The organism is Pseudomonas sp. MTM4 (genome assembly GCF_019355055.1).
Taxonomy (GTDB): Bacteria; Pseudomonadota; Gammaproteobacteria; order Pseudomonadales; family Pseudomonadaceae; genus Stutzerimonas.
Window position 1 is genome coordinate 500,702 of the sequence record NZ_CP048411.1, and the last position, 26,267, is coordinate 526,968.

The following is a 26,267-nucleotide window of genomic DNA, read 5'->3' on the forward strand; positions in this document are numbered from 1 at the left end:
TCCCTCGTGATAGATGCTCAGTTTGCTGGGGCGACATCGAAAACGAGGTCTACGCCATCGCCGCTACCGTCCCCGACGACCGAGCCCACCACTGGTTTGTGCGTCACCTGGCGGCCTTCATAAACCTCGCTAAGTCGCTGCTGCGCGACTTCGCATACATGATTGATCAGTCCGGTGAATTGAGCATCGCGGGGAATGATGAACTTCAAAGTAATGCAATGCGCCTCGGGCCCTTCTGGCAGATTTGCCAGTCCGCTGCTATGCCACTGATCATTGACGTAGGCTTCTGCACCTTTCATGGCTCGCTCCTTTTGATTCACTTATTGCTGGGACCGTGAAACAGGCGAATGGATCAGTCGAACAAGCGGGGCGGCGATGCGTGGCGGTACCGCGAACGCAACGCAAAAGGCCCGGTGCTTGCGCAACCGGGCCTTTTGCTTTCGAAGCCGAAGCTTATTCGGGCATGTGCCAGGGGGCGAAGTGAACGCCCTGACGGCTCAGATCGGCCCGTGCCTGCTCTAAGGATTTGCCAAGCTTGACCGGATCGGAATAGACATTGCTGGACAGTTTGCAATGCCCGACAGCGCGAGACTCGCTGCCATCCACCACGGTGATGCTGAGGTCGCCGTTGCCTTCGAGCAGCGTCCAGGCGACGCACTGGAACGGCTTGAAGGCTCGGTCAGTAATAAGAAGGGCGTCGTTGAAACGAAGGGGGCTGTTCATGGGGGCATGTCTCTCTAGTGATACCAAAATTCGGATTGAGCCTGCCGCCAGGCTGCCGGCATTGGCTTACATATCCATTGATGTACACAGAGGACTAATAAGTCACACAGACAGTTCGTAATTGCTGGGGATTTTTGCAATTAGCCGAAGGTATAGGATTAGTTGCGAGCGCGAGGTTTGGATTAATCGGGCTCTGAAAGCCTGATGCTGACTGGCCTGCAGCAGTTCAAGGGCAGTCATCTTTAGGCTTGGTGTTCCGTTTTGAGTACTCGGAGCGTGGCGAAAAGTCGCAGTCGATGATCGAAATAAAAAGGCCAGCTCCTGCGGGAACTGGCCATACCAACTATCAGCGGTAAGTCTACGGTCAGACTTTGAATTGCTTGAGTAATCGATTCAACTGTTCTGCCAAATCACCAAGTTGTTTGCCTGCCGCGCTCGATTGTTCGGCAGCCAGGGTGCTTTCCTGCGCCAGTCCGGCTGCCTGAGTGACGTTCTGATTGATGTCCTCGACGACGTGGCTCTGCTGTAACGTCGCACTGGCAATCGAAGCATTCAGGCCTGACAGATTGCGCAGCGCCTGAGCGATCTGGCCAAGGCTCTCTCCGGCCTGACTGGCCTGTTCAACCGTAGCCTGTGACGCGCGGCTGCTATTCATGATGACGGTGACCGCAGCTCCCGAGTTCTTCTGCAGGCGTTCGATCATCGTGTGAATTTCCGCCGTTGAGGTCTGGGTGCGCTGCGCCAACAGGCGGACCTCGTCAGCCACAACGGCAAAACCGCGTCCCTGTTCGCCGGCACGTGCCGCCTCGATTGCGGCGTTCAGCGCGAGGAGATTGGTCTGTTCGGCAATCGACCCGATGACTTCGAGGACCGAGCCGATCTGGGTGGTTTCTTCGGCCAGCGATTGAATCACCCCAACCGCCTCGTTGATCGTCGTCGACAGTTGATCGATTTGTTGTAGGCTGGCATCGATATTGCGCTGCCCTAGATCGGCCTGTTTCTCCGCGTCGTTCACCTCGTTCGACGCATGCTCGGCATTCTTTGCCACTTCCTGTACGGCGTAAGTCACTTCGTTGATGGCCGTGGCGACCAGCTCCATCTGCTGGGATTGCTGCTGGCTTTGTTTGTGGGCTTGGCCGGCCAGCCCACCGAGGGCGCGGGATGACTGGTCTAGCGAGCCCGACGTTTCGAACAGTTGGGTGATGACCGTACGGAGCTTGTGAGTGAAGGTGTTGAAGTCACGACTTAAAGTCGTCAACTCGTCATTGCCCGAGACGTCGAGGCTACGCGTGAGGTCGGCTTCGCCGCTGGCTATGTTGGCCATGGCCTGCATGGAGTCGCGCAGCGGTTTGGTAATGCTGCGAATCAGAATGGCGACCAGCACGGCCATCAGCGAGGCGATCACCAGGCCAATGATCGAAAAGCGAACCACATACCGCTGGAACTCTGCTTCGACATCGTCGACATAGATGCCCGTGCCGATGATCCAACCCCAAGGCTTGAACAGTTCGACATAGGAAATTTTCGGTACGGGATCTACCTCTCCCGGCTTCGCCCATTGATAGTCCACTAGACCCGCGCCCTGACGCTGTGCAACCCGAACCATTTCATTGAACAGCTCCTTGCCGTTCGGATCCTTGGTCTTGGAAAGGTCCTGTCCATCGAGCTCCGGCTTCATCGGATGCATGAGCATTGTCGGCTTCATGTCGTTGATCCAGAAATAATCATCCTGTCCATAGCGGAGCAGGCGAATCTGGTCCATCGCCGCCTTTTGCGCCTCGGCAGTACTCAGCGAGCCGTTCGCTTCGAGTTGCTGGTAATGGCTGAGAATGCCGTTGGCGGTCTCGACGATGTTTTGCGTCATGACCTGCTTGCCTTTGTACAGGTCGGTCCGCACTTGCTGAATCATCAACAGGCCGAGGATGAAAAGCATGGCGATTGCTAACGCCGGGATCAGCCAAAGGCGTTTGCTGATCGGAAAATTTCTTAGCAGATTCATGGGTTTGTACGCTCCTGTTGAACGCTTCTCTTAATTATTATTCGTGTATTGCTTCGCAGGGAGCTTGGCGCCGTGCCTGCCTGATGAGTCGCAAGACCCCAGCGTCTATTGCTGGGCCATCGAATAGCTTTTCGGCCGCTCAAAAAAAAAGATGAGCGCCGTATGTCGATGCATTGAATTTACTTGGCACTAACGAGTCAGAACAGCGCCCTGTGTGGCTATCTGACATATACCTTCGTTGCATATTCAAACGCGGTGGTTTGCACCGCTATTGGGGAGTAGATGGATCTTTGGGCTGCCTTTCAGGCGTTGCTTCTAGGGGTGGTTGAGGGCATCACGGAGTTCCTGCCGGTCTCCAGCACCGGACACCAGATCATCGTTGCCGACCTGATCGGGTTCGGTGGCGAACGGGCGCTTGCTTTCAACATCATCATTCAGCTGGGCGCGATTCTGGCTGTGGTTTGGGAATACCGCCGCAAGATCATCGACGTCGTGGTCGGCTTGCCTAAAGAGCGTCAAGCGCAGAAGTTCACCGCCAATCTGCTGGTGGCATTCATGCCGGCTGTGGTACTGGGCGTGGCCTTCGCTGACCTGATTCACGAATATCTGTTCAACCCGATCACCGTGGCAACCGCGCTGGTCATCGGTGGCGTGGTGATGCTCTGGGCGGAAAAACGCCAGCATGAAGTGCAGGCCGAAACCGTCGACGACATGCGCTGGACCCACGCGTTGAAGGTCGGTTTCGCTCAATGCCTTGCGCTGGTTCCGGGTACCTCGCGCTCTGGCGCCACCATCATCGGTGGTCTGCTGTTCGGCCTGTCGCGCAAGGCAGCTACCGAGTTCTCCTTCTTTCTGGCGATGCCGACCATGGTTGGCGCCGCGGTGTACTCGGGCTACAAGTACCGCGACCTGTTCCAGCCGGGCGACTTCCCGGTGTTCGCGATAGGCTTCGTCACATCGTTCATCTTCGCGATGCTGGCGGTGCGGGCATTGCTGAAATTCATAGGCAACCATAGCTATGCGGCATTTGCCTGGTACCGAATCGTCTTCGGCATCATCATCCTGGCGACTTGGCAGTTCAGCCTGATCGACTGGAGCACCGCGGCGGGTTGAGCGCCTTGAGGCCATTGCTGAAGGAGCGCCCCGTGCACGAATACGAACACCAACTGCTGTCGGTCAATGGTATTACGCTTAGCGTCTATAGCGCCGGGCCGGCAGAGGGCCCTGTGGTCTGGTTGCTGCACGGCTTTCCTGAAAGCTGGTACTCGTGGCGACATCAGATGCAGGCATTGGCCGACGCAGGCTACCGGGTGGTGGTTCCGGAGATGCGCGGCTACGGCCAAAGCAGCGCGCCGGATGATGTCGCGAGTTACGACCTGATCACCGTATGCGGCGACATCCAGGCTGCGATGGATCAGCTCGGGCACTGCTCGGTGGCCGTGATAGGGCATGACTGGGGCGCACCGGTTGCATGGCACCTGGCACTCCTCGAGCCGGAGCGGGCCCGCGCCGTGGCTGCCATGGCCGTACCTTATGGCGGCCGCCCAAAAAAGCCTGCCATCGACATCATCCGCAGCCAGTTCTCCGATCGCTTCCACTACATCCTTTATTTTCAGCAGCCGGGCGTTGCCGAGGCCGAGCTGGATCCAGACATTCCGCGCACCTTGCGGATGATGATGCATAACACCTCGGCGGCCGTCCCGAAGAACTTTTTCCTGCAAGACAAGCCTGCCGGCAGCACGCTCTATCTCGGCATGCAGGATCCCGGCTCGCCGCCGGCCTGGTGTGATCCGGAAGCCTTTGCCATCTACGTACGGACCTTCGAGGGGCGCGGTTTTCGCGGTGCGCTGAACTGGTATCGGAATTTCGAACGTAACTGGGAGCGAACCGCGCCGCTGGCCGAGCGCAAGGTCGAGCAGCCGGCACTTTTCCTGCTGGGGGACAAGGACCCGGTAGGCACGCTAGAAGCGCATACATTGCAGAAGATGCTCTCCTGGGTCCCAGACCTTGAGCAGCACCTGCTCAGCGACTGTGGCCACTGGGTACAGAGTGAGCAGCCCGAACAGGTCAACCGACTGTTGCTGGATTTCCTCGAGCGCCGCTACGCATCACCCCGATAAGCGGTTGGGGCGGCTCGTCATGCACCGAACGACGCATTAGAATCCCGGTCCCTGCCAACCGGATCACCCGTCATGGAATTACGCGGTCAGCTTAAAAGCTGGGACGACCAGAAAGGATTTGGCTTCATCCGGCCGGAGCTGGGTAGTGGTGATGTTTTCGCACATATCTCGGCCATGCGTGGCGCGCGTCGCCCCGTGCAAGGCGACCGGGTGCTGTATCTGAGCGAACCCGACAAGGCCGGGCGCCTGCGTGCCACGCATATCCGGCTTGATGCGCCGCTGTCCCTCGACGAGCCAGCCATTCGCCGCAAGCCGTCCATGCCGAAATCCCGCCCCGCGCAGTCTGTGAAGCCCGCGCCGCGCGCACGCCGTAACGGTCCGTTGCAGCAACCGCTGTTGAAAGCGCTGGGGTTCTTCCTGCTCTGTCTGCTGCCTGCGCTCGGTAGCCTTCGATTGGCGGAGCACGGCAGCAACTGGCCGCTGTTCGCATACGTACTGGCTAGTTTGCTGGCCTTTGGGCTGTATCTGCGTGACAAACGCAGTGCGTTGCGCAGTGGTTGGCGCACACCCGAGGCGCGGCTGCATCTGGTCGAGTTGCTCGGTGGCTGGCCGGGCGCATTGATCGCCCAGCAATGGTTGCGACACAAAACCCGCAAGCTGTCGTTCCAGCTGGCGTTCTGGCTGATCGTCATCGCGCATCAGGTTGCGTGGTTCGACTATCTGTATCTCCAGCGCCTCTATCGACTGTTGCCGTAGATCTGATCCAAGCTCGGGCGAAGTTGGATGCGTCAGCTGGGTACAGGTGCAAAAACGCCCCGTACTAGCGGGGCGTCTTCTATCGCTGCGATCCCTTAGATCACGCCGAGGCTGCGCAGGTAATCGTCATAGGTGCCGCTGAAGTCGGTCACGCCCGAGTCGGACAGCTCGATGATGCGGGTGGCCAGCGAGCCGACGAATTCGCGGTCATGGCTGACGAAAATCAGCGTGCCCGGATAGTTCTCTAGCGCCAGGTTCAGCGCCTCGATGGATTCCATGTCCAGGTGGTTAGTCGGTTCGTCCATCACCAGCACGTTGGGCTTTTGCAGGATCAACTTGCCGAACAGCATGCGGCCCTGCTCGCCACCGGAAATTACCCGCACCGATTTCAGGATTTCATCGTTGGAGAACAGCATGCGGCCGAGAGTGCCGCGCACCAGCTGCTCGCCGCCCTGGGTCCACTGGCCCATCCAGTCGAACAGGGTCGCGTCATCTTCGAAATCTTCGGCATGATCTTGCGCGTAATAGCCGACGTCAGCGCTTTCGGTCCACTTAACCGAGCCGGCATCCGGCTGCAGATCGCCGACCAGAGTGCGCAACAGGGTGGTCTTGCCGATGCCGTTGGGGCCGATGATGGCGACGCGTTCGCCAGCCTCTACGGTGAAGCTGAAGTTCTTGAATAGTGGTTTGCCGTCGAAGCCCTTGGCCAGGCTTTCTACCGTCACGGCCTGACGGTGCAGTTTCTTGGTCTGCTCGAAGCGAATGAACGGGCTGACGCGGCTGGACGGTTTGACTTCGTCGAGCTGGATTTTGTCGATCAGCTTGGCGCGCGAGGTGGCCTGCTTGGCTTTCGAGGCGTTGGCCGAAAAACGGCTGACGAAGGTTTGCAGCTCGGCGATCTGCGCTTTCTTCTTGGCGTTGTCCGATAGCAGGCGCTCGCGGCTTTGGGTAGCCGCGGTCATGTACTCGTCGTAGTTGCCGGGGAACAGACGCAGCTCACCGTAATCCAGGTCGGCCATGTGTGTGCACACGCTGTTAAGGAAGTGCCGGTCGTGGGAAATGATGATCATGGTGCTGTTGCGGACTTTGAGAATGTCTTCCAGCCAGCGGATGGTGTTGATATCCAGGTGGTTGGTCGGCTCGTCGAGCAGCAGTACTTCCGGGTCGGAGAACAGCGCCTGCGCCAGGAGCACGCGCAGCTTCCAGCCGGGTGCTACTTCGCTCATCGGGCCGAAGTGCTGTTCCAGAGGTATGCCCAGGCCCAGCAGCAATTCACCCGCGCGGGATTCGGCGGTGTAGCCGTCCAGCTCGGCGAACTCAGTTTCCAGCTCGGCCACGGCCATGCCGTCTTCTTCGCTCATCTCCGGCAGCGAATAGATGCGCTCGCGCTCGGCCTTGACCTTCCACAGCTCCTCGTGACCCATGATCACCGTGTCGATGACATTGAAGTCTTCATAGGCGAACTGATCCTGGCGCAGCTTGCCCAGGCGCACGTTGGGTTCGAGCATCACCTGGCCACCGGAAGGCTCCAGATCGCCGCCGAGGATTTTCATGAACGTCGACTTGCCGCAGCCGTTGGCGCCGATCAGGCCGTAGCGATTGCCGTTACCGAACTTGACGGAAACGTTCTCGAACAGAGGTTTAGCGCCGAATTGCATGGTGATGTTAGCGGTGGAGATCAAAGCGGTGTCCTGGGGTTTCAGAGAGGCCGGGGTGCGGCACAGGCGCGACCAAGCCCGGTCGATTCGACCGGCGCGAGAGGCGAGTTGCGTAAAGGGCGTGCATTGTAGTGCGGATGGCCGCGATTCGACAGGGCTTCGCGTGTCCGTTTGGTCGCCTGCGTCATCAGCTAAAGGTTGTGGGGCGAGAGAAATATAGCGAGGCGGGTAAACGCGATGGTCATACCGATCAACAGGGAAAAGCGCGGGTACCGTACGCAACCACGCGCTGAACGGGATCGCGGCGGCGGTCACGGTCGACAGCGAAATGCACGCCCACGCGTGCGCGTGCATTTCGCTGACGTTTGTCAGTAGGCGCCACCAGCCTTAATGGCAAGCGCCGCTCTGTCAAAGCGGCGCCATTCGGTCACAACCAGCCTTTTTCCTTATAGAACCGCTCGGCTCCCTCGTGGAGCGGGGCGGTGAGGCCGACGCGGATCATGTCCTTGGCTTCCAGATTGGCGAAGGCAGGATGCAGGCGCTTGAATCGTTCGAGGTTGTCGAACACGGATTTGACCAGCTGATACACCACTTCCGGGTCGGCCTTAGCGGTGGTCGCCAGCACGGCCTTGCCGCCAATCGAAGGCACCGCCGCATCCACGCCTGGGTAGAGCCCGGCTGGAATTTCGGCGGCGGTGTAGTAATCGGCACCTTGGAGAAACTTCTCGATTTCCTCACCGCTGACTGGGATCAGCTCGGCCTCGACATTGGTCAGCGCCTCCTGGATCGCGCCGCTGGGATGGCCGACCACATAGGTGATGGCGTCGAGGTTGTTGTCGCCGAGCGCCGAAGCCATTTCCGCGGGCTTAAGCTCGCCGGCCAGGGCAAAGTCGGCGTTGGTCCAGCCCTTGGCCTTCATGACTTCGTCGAAGGTGTCGCGGCTACCGGAGCCGGGCACGCCGATGTTCACTCGCTTTCCTTTGAGATCGTCGAATGCCTTGATGCCACTGTCGGCCCGGGCCACCACGGTGAGGATTTCGGTCTGCAAGGAAAACACCGCCCGAAGCTCATCGATCGGACCATCTTTGTCGAACGGTGCGAGCCCCTGCAGCGCTTTGTGCTGATGGTCCGACTGGATGAAGCCGAACTCGTATTCGCCGTTACGTAACGAGACGATATTGGTAACGCTGCCGGCGGTGGAGGGCGCGTTGCACTTGATCGCAGGCTGTACCTCGGCGCGGTTGAGCAGGCGGCACACCGATTGGCCGGCGGTGTAGTAGACGCCGGTCTGGCCGCCGGTACCGATGGTGACGAAACGCTCCTGCGCCGCAGCTGCGGTCGCACTCAGCGAGCCCGCCAAGACACAGCCCAGCAAGCCAATACGGATTTTCTGATTCATCGTCATTCCCTCTCGTGTTGTTGTTATTGGGTGAAACAAGGGTCGGCTCAGCAGCCAGCTAGCTACGAAGATTCAGGCAGCGGCAGCAATCACCATGATCTCAACCAGCACGTCCGCCGAGGCGAGGCGTGCTTCGACGGTGGCCCGCGCCGGTGCGCAACCAGCCGGGAGCCATTCGCTCCAGACGGCGTTCATGGCCGCGAAGTCGGCTTCGATATCCTTCAGCCAGATCTGTGCGCTCAGCATACGCGAGTGATCGGACCCGGCCGCGGCCAGCAGCCTGTCGATCTTCGCCAGCACCTGGCGGGTCTGCCCGGCGACATCCTCGCTACGGTCATCCGGCACCTGTCCGGCCAGAAATACCAGATTGGCGAAGGTCACGGCTGCGGACATGCGCTCGTTGGTCTCGATACGTTGCAGGGTCTTGCGGAATCCTCTTCAGGTGATGCAGTCAGGATGTAAGGGTCAGGCCATCCAGCGCAACGGCAAGGCGCTGGTCGCCAATCAGACCACAAAGCAGGTCGGCGCTACCGCAGGCCAGGGTGAAACCGAGGCTGCCATGTCCGACGTTGAGCCAGAGATTGTCGAGCGCAGTCGCGCCGAGCAGCGGCGTACCTTCAGGCGTAGCGGGGCGCAGACCGGCCCACTGGGTAGCGCTGCGATAGTCCCCGGCGGCGGGGAAGGCCTCGCTGGCGAGGCGCTGCAACATGGCGATTCGTCCCTGGTCCAGGCTCGCATCCCAGCCGCCGATATCAACCATCGCCGCCACCCGCAGGTTATCGCCGAGGCGCGCGTAGACCACCTTGTTGTCGTAGTCGGTCACGTTGGTGTCGGGGATGCCGGCATGGTTGCGCAAGGGCAACGTCAGGCTGTAACCCTTGAGCGGATAGATCGGCAGTTCGATGCCAAGCGGCCGCAGCAGCGCCACGCTGGCAGCCCCGGCGGCAACCACCAGATGATCCACGGCCAGTTCTTCAGGGCCGAGCCGCACCGCGCATACCCGGCCCTGCTCGCTGCGCAATGCGGTGACGGTCTGGCCGCCGTGCAGTTGAAAGTTCGGCGATCGGCCAAGCCGTTCCAGCAATCGTCGGCAGAACAGATGGCAATCCGCGACCTCGTCGCCGGGCGAGTAGATGCCGCCTTGCAGCGCGTCAGCCAAAGGCTGCAATGCGGGCTCAATGGCTGCGCATTGATCGGCATCGAACAGCTGTTGATTGCCGTCGCCATTCAAACCCGCTGCGGCTTTGTCCAGGCTGGCGCGGTCGCGGTAGATCACCAGCTTGCCGTTGGCGCGCCAGGCGAAATCGTCCAGTCCATCCTGTTCGCGCCAGTTGCGCAGCACCTGCTGGCTATGAAGGGCCAGGCGCAGCAAATGCGCGGCGTTGCGCCGATTGGTCGAGCGGCGGCAGGCGAGCAGAAAACGCGCGCACCAGCGCCACTGCTGCATGCTCATCTTGGGTCGGAAACGCAGTGGGGCATCGTTGCCGCGGAACATCCAGCCGAGCGCTTGCAAGGGCACGCCGGCATCGGCCAGCGGTGATACGTAGCGATAACTCAGTTGGCCACCATTGGCGAAACTGGTCTCCAGCGCCACTTGGTCGCGCTTCTCGATCAGCTCGACCTGATGGCCCTGGCGCACCAGTGCATAGGCCGTAGTCAGCCCGATGACGCCGCCGCCGATTACCGCAATTCGCATCGTGCCGCTCCGTGAGATGGATGACAGAAGCCTAAGTCCGCACCAGCGAAGCGGCCAATGAAAGGTTGGAGGCAACACATAACCCAGGGTTATGCTTCGTCCCAACCACTGGGGAACCTGCATATGCGCCTTCGCCACATCGAACTCTTTCAGGCCATCCTGCAGACCGGCAGCCTGACCGCCGCTGCGCAGCTGTTGCATATATCCCAGCCAGCGGCGAGCAAGATTCTCAAGCATGCCGAGCAGCAGCTCGGCTTCGCGCTGTTCAATCGGGTGCGCGGCAAGCTGCAGCCGACTGCCGAAGCGCGCATCCTGCAACAGGAAACCGAACGTCTGGCTGCGGACTTGCAGAGCCTTCGACGTCTGGCCGGTAATCTCGGCCGCGGCGAGGAACGGGCGTTGCGGCTAATCTGCACACCCGCGCTGGCCCAGGTGCTGCTGCCCGAAGCGTTGCGCTGCTGGCGCAGCCGTTTCGCCAGTACGCCGTGCCAGCTCGCCACCCAGCACACGGCGGAAATCGTCGAGGCATTGTTGTTGCGCGAAGCCGATCTTGGGCTGACGCTGCAAACGGTGGAGCATCCCGGCTTGAGCAGCGAGGTGCTCGCGCAGGGACAGATGATGGTGATTGCGCCGGCCAACTGGTGGGCCGATGCTGAGCTGGCGCGCCCCTTGCGACTGGAGGAGCTGGCCGGCGCGCCGCTGATTGGGCTGGACACGCGCGATGCGCTGGGCGGCCTGTTACGCGGCCACCTCGAAGAGCTCGATCCGCCGCCGCGTATCGACACCTGGGTGCAGACTTACCAGCTGGCGCGTTCGCTGGTGGCGGCGGGGCAGGGGTTGGCCTTGGTCGATCCGCTTACTGCGCTGGCCGGTGTCGATCATGCCGTGCAGGCGCGCCCGCTGGAGCCGGCGATTCCGGTGCCGCTGCATGCACTGGTGCGTGCGCAGGAAGTGTCGTCCGCCGCGCAGTTGGAACTACTGGCGCAGATTCGCCAACAGGCCGATGGGCTGATGGCTGCGTCGCGGCGGTTCTGATCGTCCAGCGCCAGAGCTGTGCTTCAAGCGTTGCTGGGCTACCATCGCGGCCATCATCGATATCGGCTTATTTCATGGATAACGTCTCTCCGCTTGCCCTGTATCAGCAGGCCATGGCCCGCGACGGGTTCGTCAGCGATGCCGCGCAGCTGCGTGCTGTCGAGCTGCTGCAAACCTGCTATCAGGCGTTGCATCAGCCTGGCGCTATCGAGGGTCCGCCTCGTGGTATCTACCTGTGGGGGCCGGTGGGGCGTGGCAAGACCTGGCTGATGGATATCTTCCATCGCAGCTTGCAGGTCCCGTCGCGGCGGCAGCATTTTCACCACTTCATGCGCTGGGTGCATATGCGGCTGTTCGCGCTCAATGGCACCGCCGATCCGCTGCGGGCGCTAGCAAGTGAGCTGGCCGAAGAGGTCCGTGTGCTGTGTTTCGACGAGCTGTTCGTGGCCGATATCGGCGATGCGATCATCCTGGGCCGCCTGTTCGAGGTGATGTTCGAGCAAGGCGTGGTCATCGTCGCCACATCCAATCAGCCGCCCGATCAGTTGTATGCCGATGGCTTCAATCGCGAGCGCTTTCTGCCTGCCATCACCGCCATCGAGCACCATATGCAGGTGGTGAGTGTGGATGGCGGCGCTGACCATCGCCTGCGACCCGGTGCTGCGCTGCAGCGTTACTGGGTCAGCGATGATGAAAGCAGCGGTGAATTGCAGCAGGTGTTCGCTGAGCTGGCTGAAGGCACCGTCAGCAATGATCCTGTGGTCATTGGCCGGCGATCGTTGCAGGTGGTGCATCGCAGCCAGTCGGCAATTTGGTGTCGTTTCGACGATCTATTCGAGCAGCCGTTTTCAGCACTGGATTTCATCGAGCTGTGCGACCGTTTCTCCTCAATCCTGATCAGCGAAGTGCCACGGCTAGGCAGCAAGCAGAGGGAAGGGCGCATCGCTCGTGGCACCGAAGACGCGGCGGCTCGGGTGGAAGCGGGGGACCGTGAACTGCCCAAGCTGGCCGCACGCGACGATGCGGTCAGACGTTTCATTGCGCTGGTGGATGAATGCTATGACCGTCAGGTACCGCTGTATCTGCAGGCGCAGGTGCCGATGAACGAGCTCTATACCCAGGGCTATCTCTCGTTCGCCTTTCGCCGCACGCTGAGCCGGCTGCGGGAGATGCAGTTGCAGCGCTTCGGTACTGTGAGCTGACGGGCCTCAGTCGCGATAGAAGACCTGCACCAAGTGATAGCCGAACTGACTCTTCACTGGCCCATGCACTTCACGCAACGGCTTCTTGAAAATCACCTGATCGATGCTGCGCACCATCTGGCCGGGGCGTACCTCGCCCAGGTCGCCACCTTTCTTGCCCGAGGGGCAGGTCGAGTACTTCTTCGCCAGCACGTCGAAGGCTTCGCCATTGGCGATACGCTTTTTCAGCTGTGCGGCCTCGGCTTCGGTCTTTACCAAGATGTGGCGTGCCATGGCTTTGGGCATTACAGGTCTCCTCGGATGCGGCGGCGATTGTAGTCAGCACGCGAAGAAAACCGAAGCACCGACGCCAACAAGACGACCATTTGGCAGAGTCGAAAAGCGACGAACGGTAGTTATCGTTAAAATATGTTAGCGCTACCATCTGGCTCAACAATCATAACGCGGCACATTGATGCTGCTGGAGAGCCGATAGTGGATTTCCACTCCAATAGCGACATTCGCGCCGCCAGCCGCACGCTGGTGGTCATGGGTGTCAGCGGTTCGGGTAAGACCGACACCAGCCATGCCGTTGCCGATGCAATGGGTTTTCGCCATATCGAAGCCGACAACTTCCATCCCGAAGAAAACGTCGCACGCATGCGTGCCGGCACGCCGCTTTCCGACGCCGATCGCGTGGAGTGGCTGCAGAAACTCATCGTCGAGATGCATAAGGCAATCGAAGACGATGTCGGCTTCGTGCTGGCCTGTTCTGCACTCAAGCGCCGCTATCGTGATCTATTACGCGACGCAGTGCCGGCCTTGCGTTTCGCGCATCTGTCCATCGATTACGACACTGCGATTCAGCGCGTCGGTGGCCGTGCTGGGCATTTCATGCCGATTTCCCTGGTGGACAGCCAGTTCGCCACACTCGAATCGCCGGAAGGCGAACCTGGTGTGCTGGTAGTCGATGCCAGCCAGTCGCGCGAGCAGGTTCTCGAAAAAATCGTCAGCTGGATGCAGCATGAATCTGGACTTGAAATCGCCGATCGCGAGGATCTTTCCGCACGCCCGCTTGATAGCGCTAACACAGAGCTGGAGCGCGGCGCTGAGTTGACCACCGCACCCATTTACAGCGGAAAAATAGCGCAGAGCTTTGATCGGATCACCGATTGGCTGATGGCAGGCTTGCTCGCATTTATGGTGATCGTTGTGTTCAGCAGCGTGGTGCTGCGTTACGCCTTCGGTACCGGTTGGACTGGCGCCGAGGAGCTTTCGCGATTGGCCTTCGTCTGGCTGGTCTTCGTTGGCGTCGCGTCGAGCATGCGCCGCGGAGAACTGATGGCTTTCAGCATGATCCGTGATCGTTTTCCAAAGTTGTTTCGCCGCCTGGTCGATTCGGTCAGCTGGCTGATGGTGGCCATTGCCAGCGGCATGGCTGCTATGGGCGGATGGAACCAGATGCAGTTCGGCTGGAACATCAATAGTCCGGTGGTGGGCTATCCGCTGGCAGTAGCGATGCTGCCGGTAATGGCCAGCATGATCGCACTGACGGTCCTGGCACTTTTGCAACTCGTGAACGTATGGCGCGGGCAGCCCCAGCCGCATGCCGCCGACGCCAATGTAACGGCCGACTGATTTATCTATAACAACAGGGCAATGCCCGCCTGAGGACCGTACATGACTGTCGTCGTCTTCCTTTCTTCACTGTTTGGCTTCATGGCCTTCGGCATGCCGATCGCATTCGCGCTGATTCTCACTGGTGCGGTGCTGATGTGGTATCTGGATTTCTGGGATGTGCAACTGCTGGCCCAGAACCTTCAGGCCGGAGCCGACAGCTTTCCACTGTTGGCCGTGCCGTTCTTCATTCTTGCCGGTGAATTGATGAATGCCGGCGGCATTTCTCGTCGCATCATCAACATGGCGCAGGCCTATTTCGGCCACAAGCGTGGTGGGCTCGGGTATGTCGCGATTGCGGCCTCGGTGCTTCTAGCGAGCATGTCCGGCTCGGCACTGGCGGACACTGCCGCGCTGGCCACGCTGTTGCTGCCGATGATGCGTGAGCGTGGTTATCCGTTGAGTTCGTCATCGGGCCTGGTGGCGGCCGGCGGAATCATCGCCCCGATCATTCCGCCTTCGATGCCTTTCGTGATTTATGGCGTAGTCACCAACACGTCGATCAGTCAACTGTTCCTCGCCGGTATGGTGCCCGGTTTGATTATGGGCGCGGGTCTGGTGGTGGCCTGGACGTTGATCGCACGCAAGATCGAAGAGCCCCCTCAGGAAAAAGCCACCCGTGCCGAGCGCCGCAAGGCGCTGGTCGACGGAGCAGCCGCTTTGATGCTCCCGGTGATTATCGTCGGCGGCTTACGCGGCGGGTTGTTCACGCCAACCGAGGCAGCAGTAGTGGCAGCGGTTTATGCGCTTGCCGTTTCGACCTTGCTGTATCGCGAACTCAACTGGCGCGGCGTAATAGAAGTGCTGACCCGCGCGAGCCGTACCACGGCGTCAGTCATGTTCCTCTGCGCCGCGGCAATCGTTTCCGGCTACATGATCACACTGGCGCAATTGCCGGACGAGATCGCCATGATGCTCGGCCCGCTGGCGCAAGATCCGAAGCTGCTGATGGTTGCCATCATGGTGCTGATGATTGCGATTGGCATGGTGCTCGATCTGACACCGACCATTCTCATCCTTGGTCCAGTGCTGGCGCCTATCGCGGTCAAGGCCGGTATCGATCCGGTGTACTTCGGCGTGATGTTCGTATTGATCGGCTCCATCGGTTTGATTACGCCGCCGGTGGGCACTGTGCTGAACGTTGTCGGAGGTATCGGCAGGTTGCGCATGGAGACACTGGTGCGCGGAGTGATTCCATTCTTCGTTATTTATTTGCTGATCGTCGCACTGCTGGTAGCCGTGCCGGCGATCATCACCGTGCCGCTGCAATGGTTGCGCTGATCGGGGCAGGTACTCGCTTCGCAGCGGCATTCAAGTTTCGCCTTGGCGAGAAAAGCTTCACCTTCATTTCATCCACAACAACAAAAGGTAAGACAGCATGAAACGATTTCTCATAGCGGCCCTGGCGGCCACCACCCTCGGTAGCGCCATCACGGCGGTCAGCGCACAAGCGGCTGACGACGTCCGTTCGCGCATGATCCGCTTTGGTTATGGCCTCAACGAAGACAGCAACCAGGGCAGGGCGGCGAAGCTGCTTGCCGAAGAAATCGCCAAGGCGTCCGACGGCAAGCTCAAGATGCGGACCTTCGCCTCCGCTAGCCTGGGTTCGGACGATCAGATGCAGAACGCGCTGATGGGTGGAGCGCAGGAAATGATGGTTGGCTCGACGGCAACGCTGGTTGGCATCGCCGAGGAAATGGCGGTTTGGGATACGCCGTTCCTCTTTGAAAGCGAAAAGCAGGCGGATTACGTGCTCGACGGTCCGGTAGGGCAGAAGGTCATGGATGCGCTGGAAGAGAAAGGGCTGGTTGGCCTGGTCTACTGGGAGAATGGCTTCCGCAATCTCACCAACAACGTGCGCCCGGTCGAGAAGATGGAGGACTTCAACGGCATCAAACTGCGCGTGATGCCCAACCCTGTATTCATCGATACGTTCAAGCAGATGGGCGCCAATGCGGTCCCGCTGCCGTTCTCCGAACTGTTCACCGCGCTGGAAACCAAGGCGGTCGATGGCCAGGAAAACCCCTACAACACCATCCTGTCTTCCAAATTCTATGAAGTGCAGAAGTACCTGAGCGTGACCAATCACGTCTACAGCCCTTGGATCGTCACAGCGTCCAAGCGCTGGTGGGATGGCCTGTCCGAGACCGAGCAGAACATCATCATGGACGCGGCGAAGAAGTCGCGTGATTCGGAGCGCGAAGACACCCGTGCCGAAGCCCGCGAAGCCTTGGCGCAAATCGAAGAGCACGGCATGGAGATCAACAAGGTCAGCCCTGAAGAAATCCAACGTATGCGCGAGCAGGCCAAGCCGGCGATTCAGACCGTGATCGATACGGTCGGCGAGCCATTGTTCAATGAAGTCCAGGCAGAAATCGCGAAGGCGCCGAAGTGATCCTGCGCGCCCCTTCGGGGGCGTCGTGCCGAGGTAGAATTCACGCCTCTCGTCGCTGGATCCCGCTATGAGTTCTCGTCGCCGTCGCTCGTTGGAGCGGGTCACATTGTCTGATGTGGCTCGCAGTGCTGGTTGTTCATTGATGTCCGCTTCGCGTGCGCTGTCGCAACCGGAGCGAGTGTCCGATGCGCTGCGCGAGCGCGTCATGGCTGCGGTCAAAGCGCTGGGTTACGTGCCGCATACCGCGGCGCGAAGCCTCGCCAGCGCGCGCTCGAATCTAGTAGCTGTGATCATCCCTTCACTGTCGAACGCTGTGTTCGTCGATACCGTCGAGGCGGTTCAGCGAGTCCTGATGCCGGCCGGGTATGAGCTGATGATCGGCGTTAGTCACTACCGTCCGGAGGAAGACGAGCGCCTGTTGCGTGCGTATCTGGCCCATCAGCCGGCGGGACTTCTGGTCACCGGCTTCCAGCGCAGCGATGCCGCGCGCGAAGTGCTGGGCAGCTACACCAGCCCCATCGTTACGCTGATGGAGCTGAGCGATGCGGACGAGGACTATTGCGTCGGTTTTTCCCAGTACGAAGCAGGCGCAGCAATGACCCGCAAGCTGCTCGAGCGTGGTTACCGCACTATCGCCTTCGCCGCTGCGCAGCTCGACCCGCGTACCCTGCAGCGTGCCGAAGGTTATCGGCAGGCGATGCGCGAGGCGTCCCGCTACGACCCCGCGCTGGAGCTGCTGACGCCGGAGGTATCCTCCATCGGCCTTGGCGCCGAACTGCTGGACAGGCTACTGGCCCAGCAGCCAGGCATCGATGCGATCTTCTTCAATAACGACGACCTGGCGCTGGGGGCACTATTCCGTGCCCGCCAGTTGCAGCTGGCCGTTCCTGGGCGTTTGGCCATTGCCGGTTTCAACGACCTGCCAGCCGCCGCTTGGATGCACCCGGCGCTGACGACCGTACGCACCATCCGTGGCGAAATCGGCACGCTGGCCGGGCAGATGCTGCTCAGCCTGATGCGCGGCGAAACGCCAACGCAACGGCGGATAGATGTGGGGTTCGAAGTGGTGATGCGCGAAAGCGCCTGAAAACTGAACCGGCAGGCATTGCGCTTGCCGGCATTATCAACAGATCAGTCGGCCTGCTGCGCCGCCGTGACCTGCTGGGCGATCTCGATCATCTGTTCGCGCATCCAGCGGTTGGCCGGGTCTTGATCCGTGCTTTCGTGCCAGTAGATGTGCGTTTCCAGCGGCGGAATGTCCACCGGCAGCGGTACCTGATGCAGGTCGTGGCGGCGGGCGAAACGCTCCGGCACGGTCACCGCCATATCGGTGTGCTGAATGACCTGAGTAGCCATCATGTAATGCTGTGAGCGCAGGGCGATCTTGCGCTGCAGCCCCATCTTGCCCAGAGCCAGATCGACCATGCCCAAACCGCTGCGCCGGCTTGAGATATGAATGTGCGACAGCGATAGGTATTCCTCAACGCTCAGTTTGTCTTTCGCCAGCGGATGGCCGCGGCGCATCGCGCAGACATAGCTGTCCTCGAGCAGCTTGACGTGACGCACCTGCGGGTCGGTATTTAGTGGCGCGTCCATGGCGAAGTCCAGGCGCCCAGCCGCCAGCTCCTTGGTGGTCTCGCGGCGCTTGGCCAGCATGCTCTCGATCTTCACGTTCGGTGCCATGCGGCGCAGGCGTTGGAACAGCGGCGGCAACACCACGGCCTCGGTGAGGTCGGTCATGCTGATGCGGAAGGTCTTGTTCGCCTGCAGCGGATTGAAGGTACGGCTTTCCTGCACCGACACGCGCAGCAACTGCAATGCGTTGCGCACCGGGCCGATGATGTTCTGTGCCATCGGCGTCGGCACCATGCCTTGCGCGGTGCGCACGAACAGCGGGTCGTTGAAGGTCTCGCGCAGGCGCGCCAAGGCATTGGAAACGGCGGGCTGAGTGATACCGACGATCTGCCCGGCGCGGGTCAGATTCGCCTCGGTATAGATGGCATCGAAGACGATAAACAGGTTGAGATCGACCTTATTCAGGTTCATTCCGCAAGCTCTCCGGCTGGGTCATTCGCGCCGATCATATATCGGTGATGAATGTTTATACACGAGGAAAATAGCGTAGGTAAATCTTCAGCCCTGCACTAGCATTTCGTTACATCGTCCAATCCGAAGAAGGTTTGTCCATGAATTTCGCCTATTCCCCCAAGGTTCAAGAGCTGCGTGAACGTGTCCAGGCGTTCATGGATGTGCATGTCTATCCCGCCGAGAAAATCTTTTATCAGCAGGTGAGCGAAGGTGATCGCTGGCAGCCTACCGCCATCGTCGAAGAACTGAAGGCCAAGGCTAAAGCTGAAGGCCTATGGAACCTGTTCCTGCCGGAATCAGAATTGGGCGCCGGGCTGACCAATACCGAATACGCGCCGCTGGCGGAAATCATGGGTAGCTCGGGCCTTGGCCCGGAAGCCTTCAACTGCTCGGCGCCCGACACGGGCAATATGGAAGTGCTGGTGCGTTACGGCAGCGAAGCGCAGAAGAAGCAGTGGCTAGAGCCGCTGCTGCGCGGTGAGATCCGCTCGGCCTTCGGCATGACCGAACCGGGCGTAGCGTCTTCGGATGCCACCAACATGGAAGCCCGCGCCGTGCGTGAAGGTGATGAGTGGGTGATCAACGGCCGCAAGTGGTGGACGTCGGGCGCCTGCGACCCGCGTTGCAAGGTGATGATTTTCATGGGCCTGACCAATCCGGATGCGCCGCGCCACCAGCAGCATTCGATGATTCTCGTGCCGATGGATGCGCCCGGTCTCAAGGTACTGCGCCCGCTACCGGTGTTCGGCTATGACGACGCGCCGCACGGCCACGCCGAGGTGTTGCTGGAGAACGTGCGTGTGCCTTACGAAAACGTCCTGCTCGGCGAAGGCCGTGGCTTCGAGATTGCCCAGGGTCGCCTTGGCCCGGGCCGCATTCACCATTGCATGCGCTCGGTGGGTGTCGCCGAGCGGGCGCTGAAGCTGATGTGCGAGCGTTCGGTCAGCCGCACGGCGTTCGGCAAGCCGCTGGCGCGCCTGGGGGCCAACTTCGATCACATCGCCGAATGCCGGATCGAGATCAATATGGCACGCCTGCTGACGCTCAACGCGGCCTACATGATGGATACGGTGGGCAACAAGATCGCCGCCAGCGAAATCGCCCAAATCAAGGTGGTCGCTCCCAACGTGGCGTTGAAGGTTATCGACCGTGCCATTCAGATCCACGGTGGCGCCGGCGTCTCCGAAGATTTCCCGCTGGCCCACTGGTACGCCATGCAGCGCACCCTGCGCCTGGCCGACGGCCCGGATGAAGTACATCGCGCCTCGATCGCCAAGCACGAGCTGGGCAAATACGTACCGCGCGAGGCGCTGCGTAGCCGTTGACGCGCTCTGGTTGTACCGAAAGGCAAAGCCATGAACCCTGGCTTTGCCTTTTTTATGCGTGGGTTATCTGCTAGTGTGGCGCGCTGGCGATTGGACAAAGCGTTCGCGCGCAAGCTCGTTCCTACTGGATCGTGCGTCTCTCGGCCCGTGTAGGAGTGAGCTTGCTCGCGAACGTGTCACGCCTGCTGATTATGGAGGCCGGTCACCAGCCCGCGATAACGCCGATAGGCCTGCTCGTAAGCTGCGACGGCACCGGCCTCAGGCTCGACGGCTGTCGCCTCATCAAGACTGACACAGCGCTCACACATCTCGGCAAGACTGGCCTGCGGATCGCCTTGTCGCGCATGGCACCACGCCGCCTGGATAGCCGCGCCCAGCGCTGGGGCCTCGCTGTGCGTGGCGCAGATGACTGGTGCATCCATGACATCGGCGATGATCTGCCGCCACAGTGGGTTCTTTGCACCGCCACCGATCAAACGAATCCGCTCGCTGCGGATGCCGCTGTCCCGCAGCAGGTCCAGGCCATAACGCAGGCCGAAGGTCACGCCTTCGAGCACTGCGCGGCAGAGATTGGCGCGAGTGAGGTTGTCGCTGGTCAAGCCGTGCAGGCTGGCGCTGGCCTGGGGCAGGGCGGGTACGCGTTCGCCGTTGAGAAACGGCAGCATGCTTACGCCATCCGCGCCGATGGGCGCTTGTGCCACCAGTGCGTTGAATTGTTCGAGATCGAGCTGCAGCAACTCGCGGATGGCGCCATTGGCGTTGGTCAGGTTCATGGTGCAGATCAGCGGCAGCCAGCCACCGCTGGACGAACAGAAGGTCGCGACCGATGGCTGCGAACTGACGCGGGGCTCATTGCCGTATCCGTACAGTGTGCCGGAGGTGCCCAGGCTCATGGTGATGGCGCCGGGCGCGATATTGCCGGTGCCGATGGCGCCCATCATGTTGTCGCCGCCACCGCTGGCCACCAAAGCCTGGGGATTGAGCCCAAGCCGCGCCGCCAGTTCAGGACGTAGCGATCCGATCGGTTGGTGGGCTTCGATCAGCTCCGGCAGGGTCGCTGCCAGCCGGCCGCTCGGGTCGATATGGTGTAGCAGTTCCAGATCCCAGCGGCGGGTACGCACGTTGAAGTAGCCGGTACCCGAGGCATCGCCGTACTCGCTGCGACAACGCCCGGTGAGCCAGTAGTTGAGGTAGTCATGGGGCAGCAGGATGTGCGCGATGCGCTCGAACAGCGCGGGATGCTGTTCCTTCATCCAAAGCAGCTTGGACACCGTGTAACCCGGCGCGATGGCGACGCCCAAGCGCTGCAGCGAGCCGGTCTCACCACCCAGCCAGTCCAGCAGGCGCTGGTTCTCGGTGGCCGATTCGGTGTCGCACCAGAGCTTGGCCGGCCGTAGAACCTGGCCATCCGCGTCCAGCGTGACCAACCCATGCTGCTGGCCGGAAACACCAATGCCAAGCACGGCTGTTCCCTTGATCCCTGCCTGGGCCAGCGCAGCCGCCGTAGCCTTCTCGAACGCCTCGATCCATTGCTCGGTCGCCTGCTCGCGGCGACCGTTAGGGCCGCTGATCAGTTCATGACTGGCCGAACCTTCACCCAGCACGGTTCCGGTCGCGGCGTCGAGCAGCAGCGCCTTGGTGCCTTGGGTACCGCAGTCGATGCCTAGAAACATAGGGCCTCCTAGCTCGCGAGCAACTGATCGAGCGTGCCTTTCACCCCCAGCGAACGCAGCCGCGTCAAGTTGCGCTCGAAGGCCTCCCGAAATGCAGCCGAACGCGGGATCTGCGTACCGAAGATATCCTCGCGGCCGAGCAGACGCTCGGCCAGTCCTTCGTCCTCGGCGACCAGGGCCTGGCAGAACACCAGCCGTGGATCGAGAATCCGGTAGCGCTCGCCATTCTCATCGACGCCCCGCAGATACAGCGCCCAGGCTGCGATCACCAGCGCGGCGCGATCCAGCTCGGCGTTGTCGGCGATCAGCTGGTTGATGGTCGGTACGCTGAACTTGGAGAACTTCGACGAGCCATCCGAACAGACTCGCTCCAGTTGATCGGCGATGGCGCGGTTGGAGAAGCGTTCGATCAGTGTGCGCTTGTACTGGGTGAGATCGATGCCGGGCACTGGTGCCAGCTGTGGCGTCACGTCGTCATCCATGTAGCGCTGCACGTAGCGCTTGATCAACGGGTCTTCCATGGTTTCGTGCACATAGCGATAGCCGCGCAGAGCGCCCAGGTAGGTCAGCGCCAGATGGCTGCTGTTGAGCAGCTTGAGTTTCATTTCCTCATAGGGCGCGACATCGTCGGTGAACTGCACGCCGACCTTCTCCCAGGCGGGGCGGCCGTTGACGAACTTGTCTTCCAGCACCCATTGCACGAAGGGCTCACAGACCACCGGCCAGGCGTCGTCGATGCCGTGCTGGTCCTGCAGCGCCTGACGATGTGCGGGGCTGGTCATCGGCGTGATGCGATCGACCATGGCGTTGGGGAAACTGACGTGGCGCTCGATCCAGCCGGCCAGCTCGGCATCGACCAGCGTCGCGAAGGCCAGCAGCGCCTTACGGGTGACATCGCCGTTGTGCGGTAGGTTATCGCAGGACATCACCGTGAAGGGCGCAACACCTGCGCCACGCCGCCGGGCCAACGCCGCACAGAGCAGGCCGAACACGCTGATTGGCGCGCGTGGGGTGGCCAGGTCGTGCTGGATCTGCGGCAGCGAGGCGTCGAACTGGCCGCTGCTTTCGTCCATGCAGTAGCCGCCTTCGGTGATTGTCAGCGAGACGATACGGATCGCCGGATTTGCGAGTCGGGTCAAGACCGCCTCCGGGCTATCCTCGACCAGCAGCATGTCGCGAATGCTGCCGATTACCCGCACCTCGGTATCCGGTCGGTCATCCAGCTCCACCAGGGTGAACATATAATCCTGCGCCGCCAGGGCGTCGCGCATGGTCCTTTCCTCGGGGCGGGTGCCGATGCCGCAGATGCCCCAGTCCAGCCCTTCACCGGTATTCATCAGGGCATCGGTATAAGCCGCCTGGTGGGCCCGATGAAAACCGCCAACGCCGATATGGGCGATGCCGGTGCTGACCTTTTCCAGGGCATAGCCGGGGCGCTTGATGTTGGCCGGCAGGCGTTGCAGATTCTGTTCGTTCAACTTCATTGGATGTCTCACGGATAGGCGTGTGCGTCCGAACTACGGGATCTGCCATAGCGGTTGGCGACACGGGAGCGGATGGCAGGCTGCCGTTTGGGCGGCCTGCCCAAGCTGATTCAGGCCACCTGACGTAGGGGCTGGCCGACCGCCAGTCCCTTGCTGTCGAACAAGTGGCAGTGGGCGGCATCGAGCGTCAGTTTCAGTGACTCGCCATAGCGCGGTGTGAAATCGCCACGGATGCGCATGGTCAGGGGCTCGCCCGCCTGAGTGAGCACGTGGCAATAGGTGTCGCTGCCCAGACGTTCGCTGACATCGGCCTTGACCTCCAGCTGGCAGCTGCCGTCGGTGCTGCGGTTGAGGTGTTCGGGGCGAATACCCAGCGTCACCGGGTCGCCAATGGACAATGCCGTGCCGCCCAGCGGCAGTTGCAGGCGACACCTGGCGTCCAGTTCCACCTCGCAACCCTCGGCATGTACACCGACGACTGTGCCTTGGAGAAAGCCCATCTTCGGCGTACCGAGAAAGCCTGCGACGAAGAGGTTGGCCGGGCTGTGATAGAGCTCCATCGGCGAGCCGACCTGCTCGACACGGCCGGCGTTGAGCACCACCACCTTGTCGGCGAGGGTCATCGCTTCGACCTGATCGTGGGTGACGTAGATCATCGTCGCCTGCAGTTCCTGATGCAGACGCGACAGCTCCAGCCGCATCTGTACCCGTAGCGCGGCGTCGAGGTTGGACAGCGGCTCGTCGAAGAGAAATACCTTGGGATTGCGCACGATGGCGCGGCCGATCGCGACCCGCTGACGCTGACCGCCAGAGAGCTGTTTCGGCTTGCGTTCCAGCAGCGGCTCCAGGCCGAGAATGCGCGCTGCATTGGTGATCTTGTGGTCGACTTCCTGCTTGTCGACCCCGGCCAGGTCCAGGGCAAATGACATGTTCTTGCGCACCGTCATATGCGGATAGAGCGCGTAGGTCTGGAACACCATGGCCAGGTCGCGTTTGGCCGGGCTGACCTGGGTGATGTCGCGGCCGTCCAGCTCGATATGGCCGCTGCTGACTTCTTCCAGGCCGGCGATCAGCCGCAGCAGGGTGGATTTGCCGCAACCGGATGGGCCGACGAACACCACGAACTCACCATCGCGGATTTCCAGGTCGACACCCTTGATGATCTCGTTGCCGTCGAAGCCTTTTTTCAGGCTGTGAATTTTCAGATTTGCCATCTTCGAATCCTCTGTTGTTCTTCTCGGTTTGGCGTTATTTCACGGCGCCGAACGACAGGCCGCGGACCAGCTGTTTCTGGCTGATCCAGCCGAATATCAGAATGGGTGCGCAGGCCAGGGTGGAGACGGCCGAAAGCTTGGCCCAGAACAGGCCCTCGGGGCTGGAGTAGGAGGCGATCAGCGCCGTCAGCGGCGCGGCATTGGCGGAGGTCAGGTTGAGCGACCAGAAAGCCTCGTTCCAGCACAGGATCAGCGACAGCAGCATGGTGGAGGCCAGCCCGCCCTTGCTGATGGGCAGCAGCACGCGGAGCATTTCCTGCGACAGGGTGGCACCGTCCATGCGCGCCGCTTCGAGAATGTCGCGCGGGATGTCCTTGAAGTAGGTGTAGGTCATCCAGACCAGGATCGGCAGGTTGATCAGCGTGTAGATGACGATCAGTACCGTGCGGCTGTCGAGCAGGCCGAACTGCTTGGCCAGCAGGTAGATCGGCACCAGCACGCCGACCGCCGGCAGCATCTTGGTGGAGAGCATCCACAGCAGGGTGCCCTTGGTTCGCTTGGTCTCGAAGAAGGCCATGGAGTAGGCCGCCGGAATGGCGATCAGCATGCCCAGGACGGTGGCGCCGAAGGAGATGGTCACCGAGTTCCAGGCGTACTTGAAGTAGCCGCTGCGCTCCTGGATATGCACGTAGTTGTCCAGCGTCGGTGTGAAGATGAATTGCGGCGGCGTGGCGAAGGCGTCGATCTCGGTCTTGAAGCTGGTCATCAGCATCCAGAAGATCGGGAAGAACAGCAGCAGCGCCACCGCCCAGGCGAGTACGCCAACCAGCAGGGTGTTGAGGCGGCGACTTTGTTTCAGCGTCAGCATCGGTCTGTCCTCAGTATTTCTCGGTGAGATTCTTGCCGAGCATCCGCACCAGGATGATCGCCGCGATATTGGCGATGACCACCGCGATCAGCCCGCCTGCCGACGCCATGCCGACATCGAACTGCAACAGCGCCTGGTTGTAGATCAGGTAGGCGAGGTTGGTGGAGGCATAACCGGGGCCGCCGCTGGTGGTGGTGAAGATTTCAGCGAATATTGAGAGCAGGAAGATGGTTTCGATCATCACCACTACCGCTATCGGGCGGGCCAGGTGCGGCAGCGTCAGGTGCCAGAAGATGGCGATGGGGCCGGCACCGTCGAGGCGCGCCGCCTCCTTCTGCTCCTGGTCCAGCGACTGCATGGCGGTCATCAGGATCAGGATGGCGAAGGGCAGCCATTGCCAGGAGACGATGATCACGATGGATGCCAGCGGATGCTGCGCCAGCCAGTCCACCGGCTGGGCGCCGAAGAACTTCCAGACGGCGGCGAGAATGCCCGACACGGGGTGGTAGATCAGGTTCTTCCAGACCAGCGCGCTGACCGTTGGCATGATGAAGAACGGCGAGATCAGCAGCACGCGGACGATCCCACGCCCGGCGAAATCGGCCGCTTCCAGCAGTGCCGAGATCAACACGCCCAGCACCACGCTGATCAGCAACACGCTGCCGACCAGGATCAGGGTGTTAGCCATGCCCGGCATGAAGCCGGCGTCGGTGAGGAAGTAATGGAAGTTCTCCAGCCCGACGAAATCGTTTTCGCCCGGATAGAGCAGGTTGTAACGGATGACCGAGAAATAGACGGTCATCGACAGCGGTACCAGCATCCACAGCAGTAGTAATGCCACGGATGGGCTTACGAGGAACCAGCTGGGACCGAGCCGCCGGCGACGGCGCTCGGTCGGTTCGCTGTCCATGCGAGTGTCGGGAGCCTTGGGCAAGGCAGTGGTTGTGGTAGCCATGGTCGTGCTCCAGATGAAGGA

24 protein-coding genes and 1 pseudogene are annotated in these 26,267 nt (G+C 61.0%); 10 read left to right on the forward strand and 15 right to left on the reverse strand.

Features of this window, described 5'->3' with window-relative positions; all coding sequences use genetic code 11:
• Window positions 1-17: 17 nt before the first annotated feature.
• The 4 genes and pseudogenes from GYM54_RS02340 to GYM54_RS21930 form a co-directional block, all read right to left on the reverse strand.
• A complete protein-coding gene (locus tag GYM54_RS02340) occupies window positions 18-299 on the reverse strand; it encodes a hypothetical protein (RefSeq protein ID WP_197444746.1) in 282 nt (93 codons plus the stop codon).
• Window positions 300-453: 154 nt separating this feature from the next.
• Window positions 454-723 (reverse strand): hypothetical protein, encoded by a 270-nt coding sequence (locus GYM54_RS02345; protein ID WP_131648684.1) that lies wholly within the window; start codon window positions 721-723, stop codon window positions 454-456.
• Between the two features lie 364 nt (window positions 724-1,087).
• A complete protein-coding gene (locus GYM54_RS21925) occupies window positions 1,088-1,822 on the reverse strand; it encodes a methyl-accepting chemotaxis protein (RefSeq protein WP_371924043.1) in 735 nt (244 codons plus the stop codon).
• 123 nt (window positions 1,823-1,945) lie between these two features.
• A pseudogene (locus GYM54_RS21930) lies at window positions 1,946-2,722 on the reverse strand (cache domain-containing protein); the annotation flags it as partial.
• Window positions 2,723-3,004: 282 nt separating this feature from the next.
• Between GYM54_RS21930 and GYM54_RS02355 the strand changes: the two are divergent.
• The 3 genes from GYM54_RS02355 (at window position 3,005) to GYM54_RS02365 (ending at window position 5,598) form a co-directional block, all read left to right on the forward strand.
• Complete coding sequence (locus GYM54_RS02355; protein WP_197444748.1) at window positions 3,005-3,835, forward strand: undecaprenyl-diphosphate phosphatase; 831 nt, start codon at window positions 3,005-3,007, stop codon at window positions 3,833-3,835.
• A gap of 32 nt (window positions 3,836-3,867) precedes the next feature.
• Window positions 3,868-4,842: an alpha/beta fold hydrolase gene (locus tag GYM54_RS02360; protein ID WP_197444749.1), complete on the forward strand. Its 975-nt coding sequence runs from the start codon at window positions 3,868-3,870 to the stop codon at window positions 4,840-4,842.
• Window positions 4,843-4,914: 72 nt separating this feature from the next.
• The gene (locus GYM54_RS02365) at window positions 4,915-5,598 is read left to right on the forward strand and encodes a cold shock and DUF1294 domain-containing protein (RefSeq protein ID WP_181103680.1); all 684 of its coding nucleotides are present in this window, start codon (window positions 4,915-4,917) and stop codon (window positions 5,596-5,598) included.
• Window positions 5,599-5,693: 95 nt separating this feature from the next.
• Here the strand turns inward: GYM54_RS02365 and GYM54_RS02370 are convergent, their stop codons facing one another.
• The 4 genes from GYM54_RS02370 to GYM54_RS02385 all read right to left on the reverse strand — a co-directional run bounded on the left by GYM54_RS02370 (window position 5,694) and on the right by GYM54_RS02385 (window position 10,351).
• On the reverse strand, window positions 5,694-7,280 hold the full coding sequence (locus tag GYM54_RS02370) for an ABC-F family ATPase (protein WP_131648689.1): 1,587 nt from the start codon (window positions 7,278-7,280) through the stop codon (window positions 5,694-5,696).
• Between the two features lie 403 nt (window positions 7,281-7,683).
• The gene (locus GYM54_RS02375) at window positions 7,684-8,655 is read right to left on the reverse strand and encodes a TAXI family TRAP transporter solute-binding subunit (RefSeq protein ID WP_181103678.1); all 972 of its coding nucleotides are present in this window, start codon (window positions 8,653-8,655) and stop codon (window positions 7,684-7,686) included.
• A gap of 72 nt (window positions 8,656-8,727) precedes the next feature.
• On the reverse strand, window positions 8,728-9,075 hold the full coding sequence (locus tag GYM54_RS02380; RefSeq protein ID WP_257626597.1) for a RidA family protein: 348 nt from the start codon (window positions 9,073-9,075) through the stop codon (window positions 8,728-8,730).
• A gap of 31 nt (window positions 9,076-9,106) precedes the next feature.
• Window positions 9,107-10,351, reverse strand: a complete 1,245-nt coding sequence (locus tag GYM54_RS02385; protein WP_197444751.1) for a D-amino acid dehydrogenase — start codon at window positions 10,349-10,351, stop codon at window positions 9,107-9,109.
• Window positions 10,352-10,474: 123 nt separating this feature from the next.
• Here GYM54_RS02385 and GYM54_RS02390 point away from each other — a divergent pair, with 123 nt between their 5' ends.
• Together GYM54_RS02390 and zapE are read left to right on the forward strand one after the other, a co-directional pair.
• Window positions 10,475-11,386, forward strand: a complete 912-nt coding sequence (locus tag GYM54_RS02390) for a LysR family transcriptional regulator (RefSeq protein ID WP_181103674.1) — start codon at window positions 10,475-10,477, stop codon at window positions 11,384-11,386.
• Between the two features lie 74 nt (window positions 11,387-11,460).
• Window positions 11,461-12,588, forward strand: a complete 1,128-nt coding sequence (gene zapE, locus GYM54_RS02395) for a cell division protein ZapE (RefSeq protein WP_131648694.1) — start codon at window positions 11,461-11,463, stop codon at window positions 12,586-12,588.
• A gap of 6 nt (window positions 12,589-12,594) precedes the next feature.
• Here the strand turns inward: zapE and GYM54_RS02400 are convergent, their stop codons facing one another.
• The gene (locus GYM54_RS02400; protein WP_014852742.1) at window positions 12,595-12,873 is read right to left on the reverse strand and encodes a peptidylprolyl isomerase; all 279 of its coding nucleotides are present in this window, start codon (window positions 12,871-12,873) and stop codon (window positions 12,595-12,597) included.
• Between the two features lie 243 nt (window positions 12,874-13,116).
• On the opposite strand from GYM54_RS02400, the gene GYM54_RS02405 reads away from it, so the two are divergent.
• From GYM54_RS02405 to GYM54_RS02420, 4 genes are all read left to right on the forward strand, one after another.
• Window positions 13,117-14,205: a gluconokinase, GntK/IdnK-type gene (locus GYM54_RS02405; protein ID WP_181103963.1), complete on the forward strand. Its 1,089-nt coding sequence runs from the start codon at window positions 13,117-13,119 to the stop codon at window positions 14,203-14,205.
• A gap of 42 nt (window positions 14,206-14,247) precedes the next feature.
• The gene (locus GYM54_RS02410; RefSeq protein ID WP_181103672.1) at window positions 14,248-15,525 is read left to right on the forward strand and encodes a TRAP transporter large permease; all 1,278 of its coding nucleotides are present in this window, start codon (window positions 14,248-14,250) and stop codon (window positions 15,523-15,525) included.
• Window positions 15,526-15,622: 97 nt separating this feature from the next.
• Window positions 15,623-16,639, forward strand: a complete 1,017-nt coding sequence (locus tag GYM54_RS02415) for a TRAP transporter substrate-binding protein (RefSeq protein ID WP_181103670.1) — start codon at window positions 15,623-15,625, stop codon at window positions 16,637-16,639.
• Between the two features lie 67 nt (window positions 16,640-16,706).
• Entirely contained in the window at window positions 16,707-17,726 is a 1,020-nt protein-coding gene (locus GYM54_RS02420; protein WP_181103668.1) for a LacI family DNA-binding transcriptional regulator, read from the forward strand.
• Window positions 17,727-17,770: 44 nt separating this feature from the next.
• On the opposite strand, the gene GYM54_RS02425 is transcribed toward GYM54_RS02420, so the two are convergent.
• Window positions 17,771-18,685, reverse strand: a complete 915-nt coding sequence (locus GYM54_RS02425) for a LysR family transcriptional regulator (protein ID WP_131648699.1) — start codon at window positions 18,683-18,685, stop codon at window positions 17,771-17,773.
• Window positions 18,686-18,825: 140 nt separating this feature from the next.
• Here GYM54_RS02425 and GYM54_RS02430 point away from each other — a divergent pair, with 140 nt between their 5' ends.
• On the forward strand, window positions 18,826-20,052 hold the full coding sequence (locus GYM54_RS02430) for an acyl-CoA dehydrogenase (protein ID WP_197444752.1): 1,227 nt from the start codon (window positions 18,826-18,828) through the stop codon (window positions 20,050-20,052).
• Window positions 20,053-20,228: 176 nt separating this feature from the next.
• Here the strand turns inward: GYM54_RS02430 and xylB are convergent, their stop codons facing one another.
• From xylB to GYM54_RS02455, 5 genes are all read right to left on the reverse strand, one after another.
• Window positions 20,229-21,725, reverse strand: coding sequence for a xylulokinase (xylB, locus tag GYM54_RS02435; protein ID WP_197444753.1), 1,497 nt, complete (start codon window positions 21,723-21,725; stop codon window positions 20,229-20,231).
• Window positions 21,726-21,733: 8 nt separating this feature from the next.
• Window positions 21,734-23,209 carry a mannitol dehydrogenase family protein gene (locus GYM54_RS02440; protein WP_197444754.1) on the reverse strand — a complete coding sequence of 492 codons (1,476 nt, stop codon included), beginning with the start codon at window positions 23,207-23,209 and terminating at the stop codon, window positions 21,734-21,736.
• 110 nt (window positions 23,210-23,319) lie between these two features.
• Entirely contained in the window at window positions 23,320-24,423 is a 1,104-nt protein-coding gene (locus GYM54_RS02445; RefSeq protein ID WP_131648704.1) for an ABC transporter ATP-binding protein, read from the reverse strand.
• Between the two features lie 34 nt (window positions 24,424-24,457).
• Window positions 24,458-25,291, reverse strand: coding sequence for a carbohydrate ABC transporter permease (locus GYM54_RS02450; RefSeq protein ID WP_181103659.1), 834 nt, complete (start codon window positions 25,289-25,291; stop codon window positions 24,458-24,460).
• A gap of 10 nt (window positions 25,292-25,301) precedes the next feature.
• Window positions 25,302-26,246 carry a carbohydrate ABC transporter permease gene (locus GYM54_RS02455; RefSeq protein ID WP_181103657.1) on the reverse strand — a complete coding sequence of 315 codons (945 nt, stop codon included), beginning with the start codon at window positions 26,244-26,246 and terminating at the stop codon, window positions 25,302-25,304.
• Window positions 26,247-26,267: the final 21 nt, after the last annotated feature.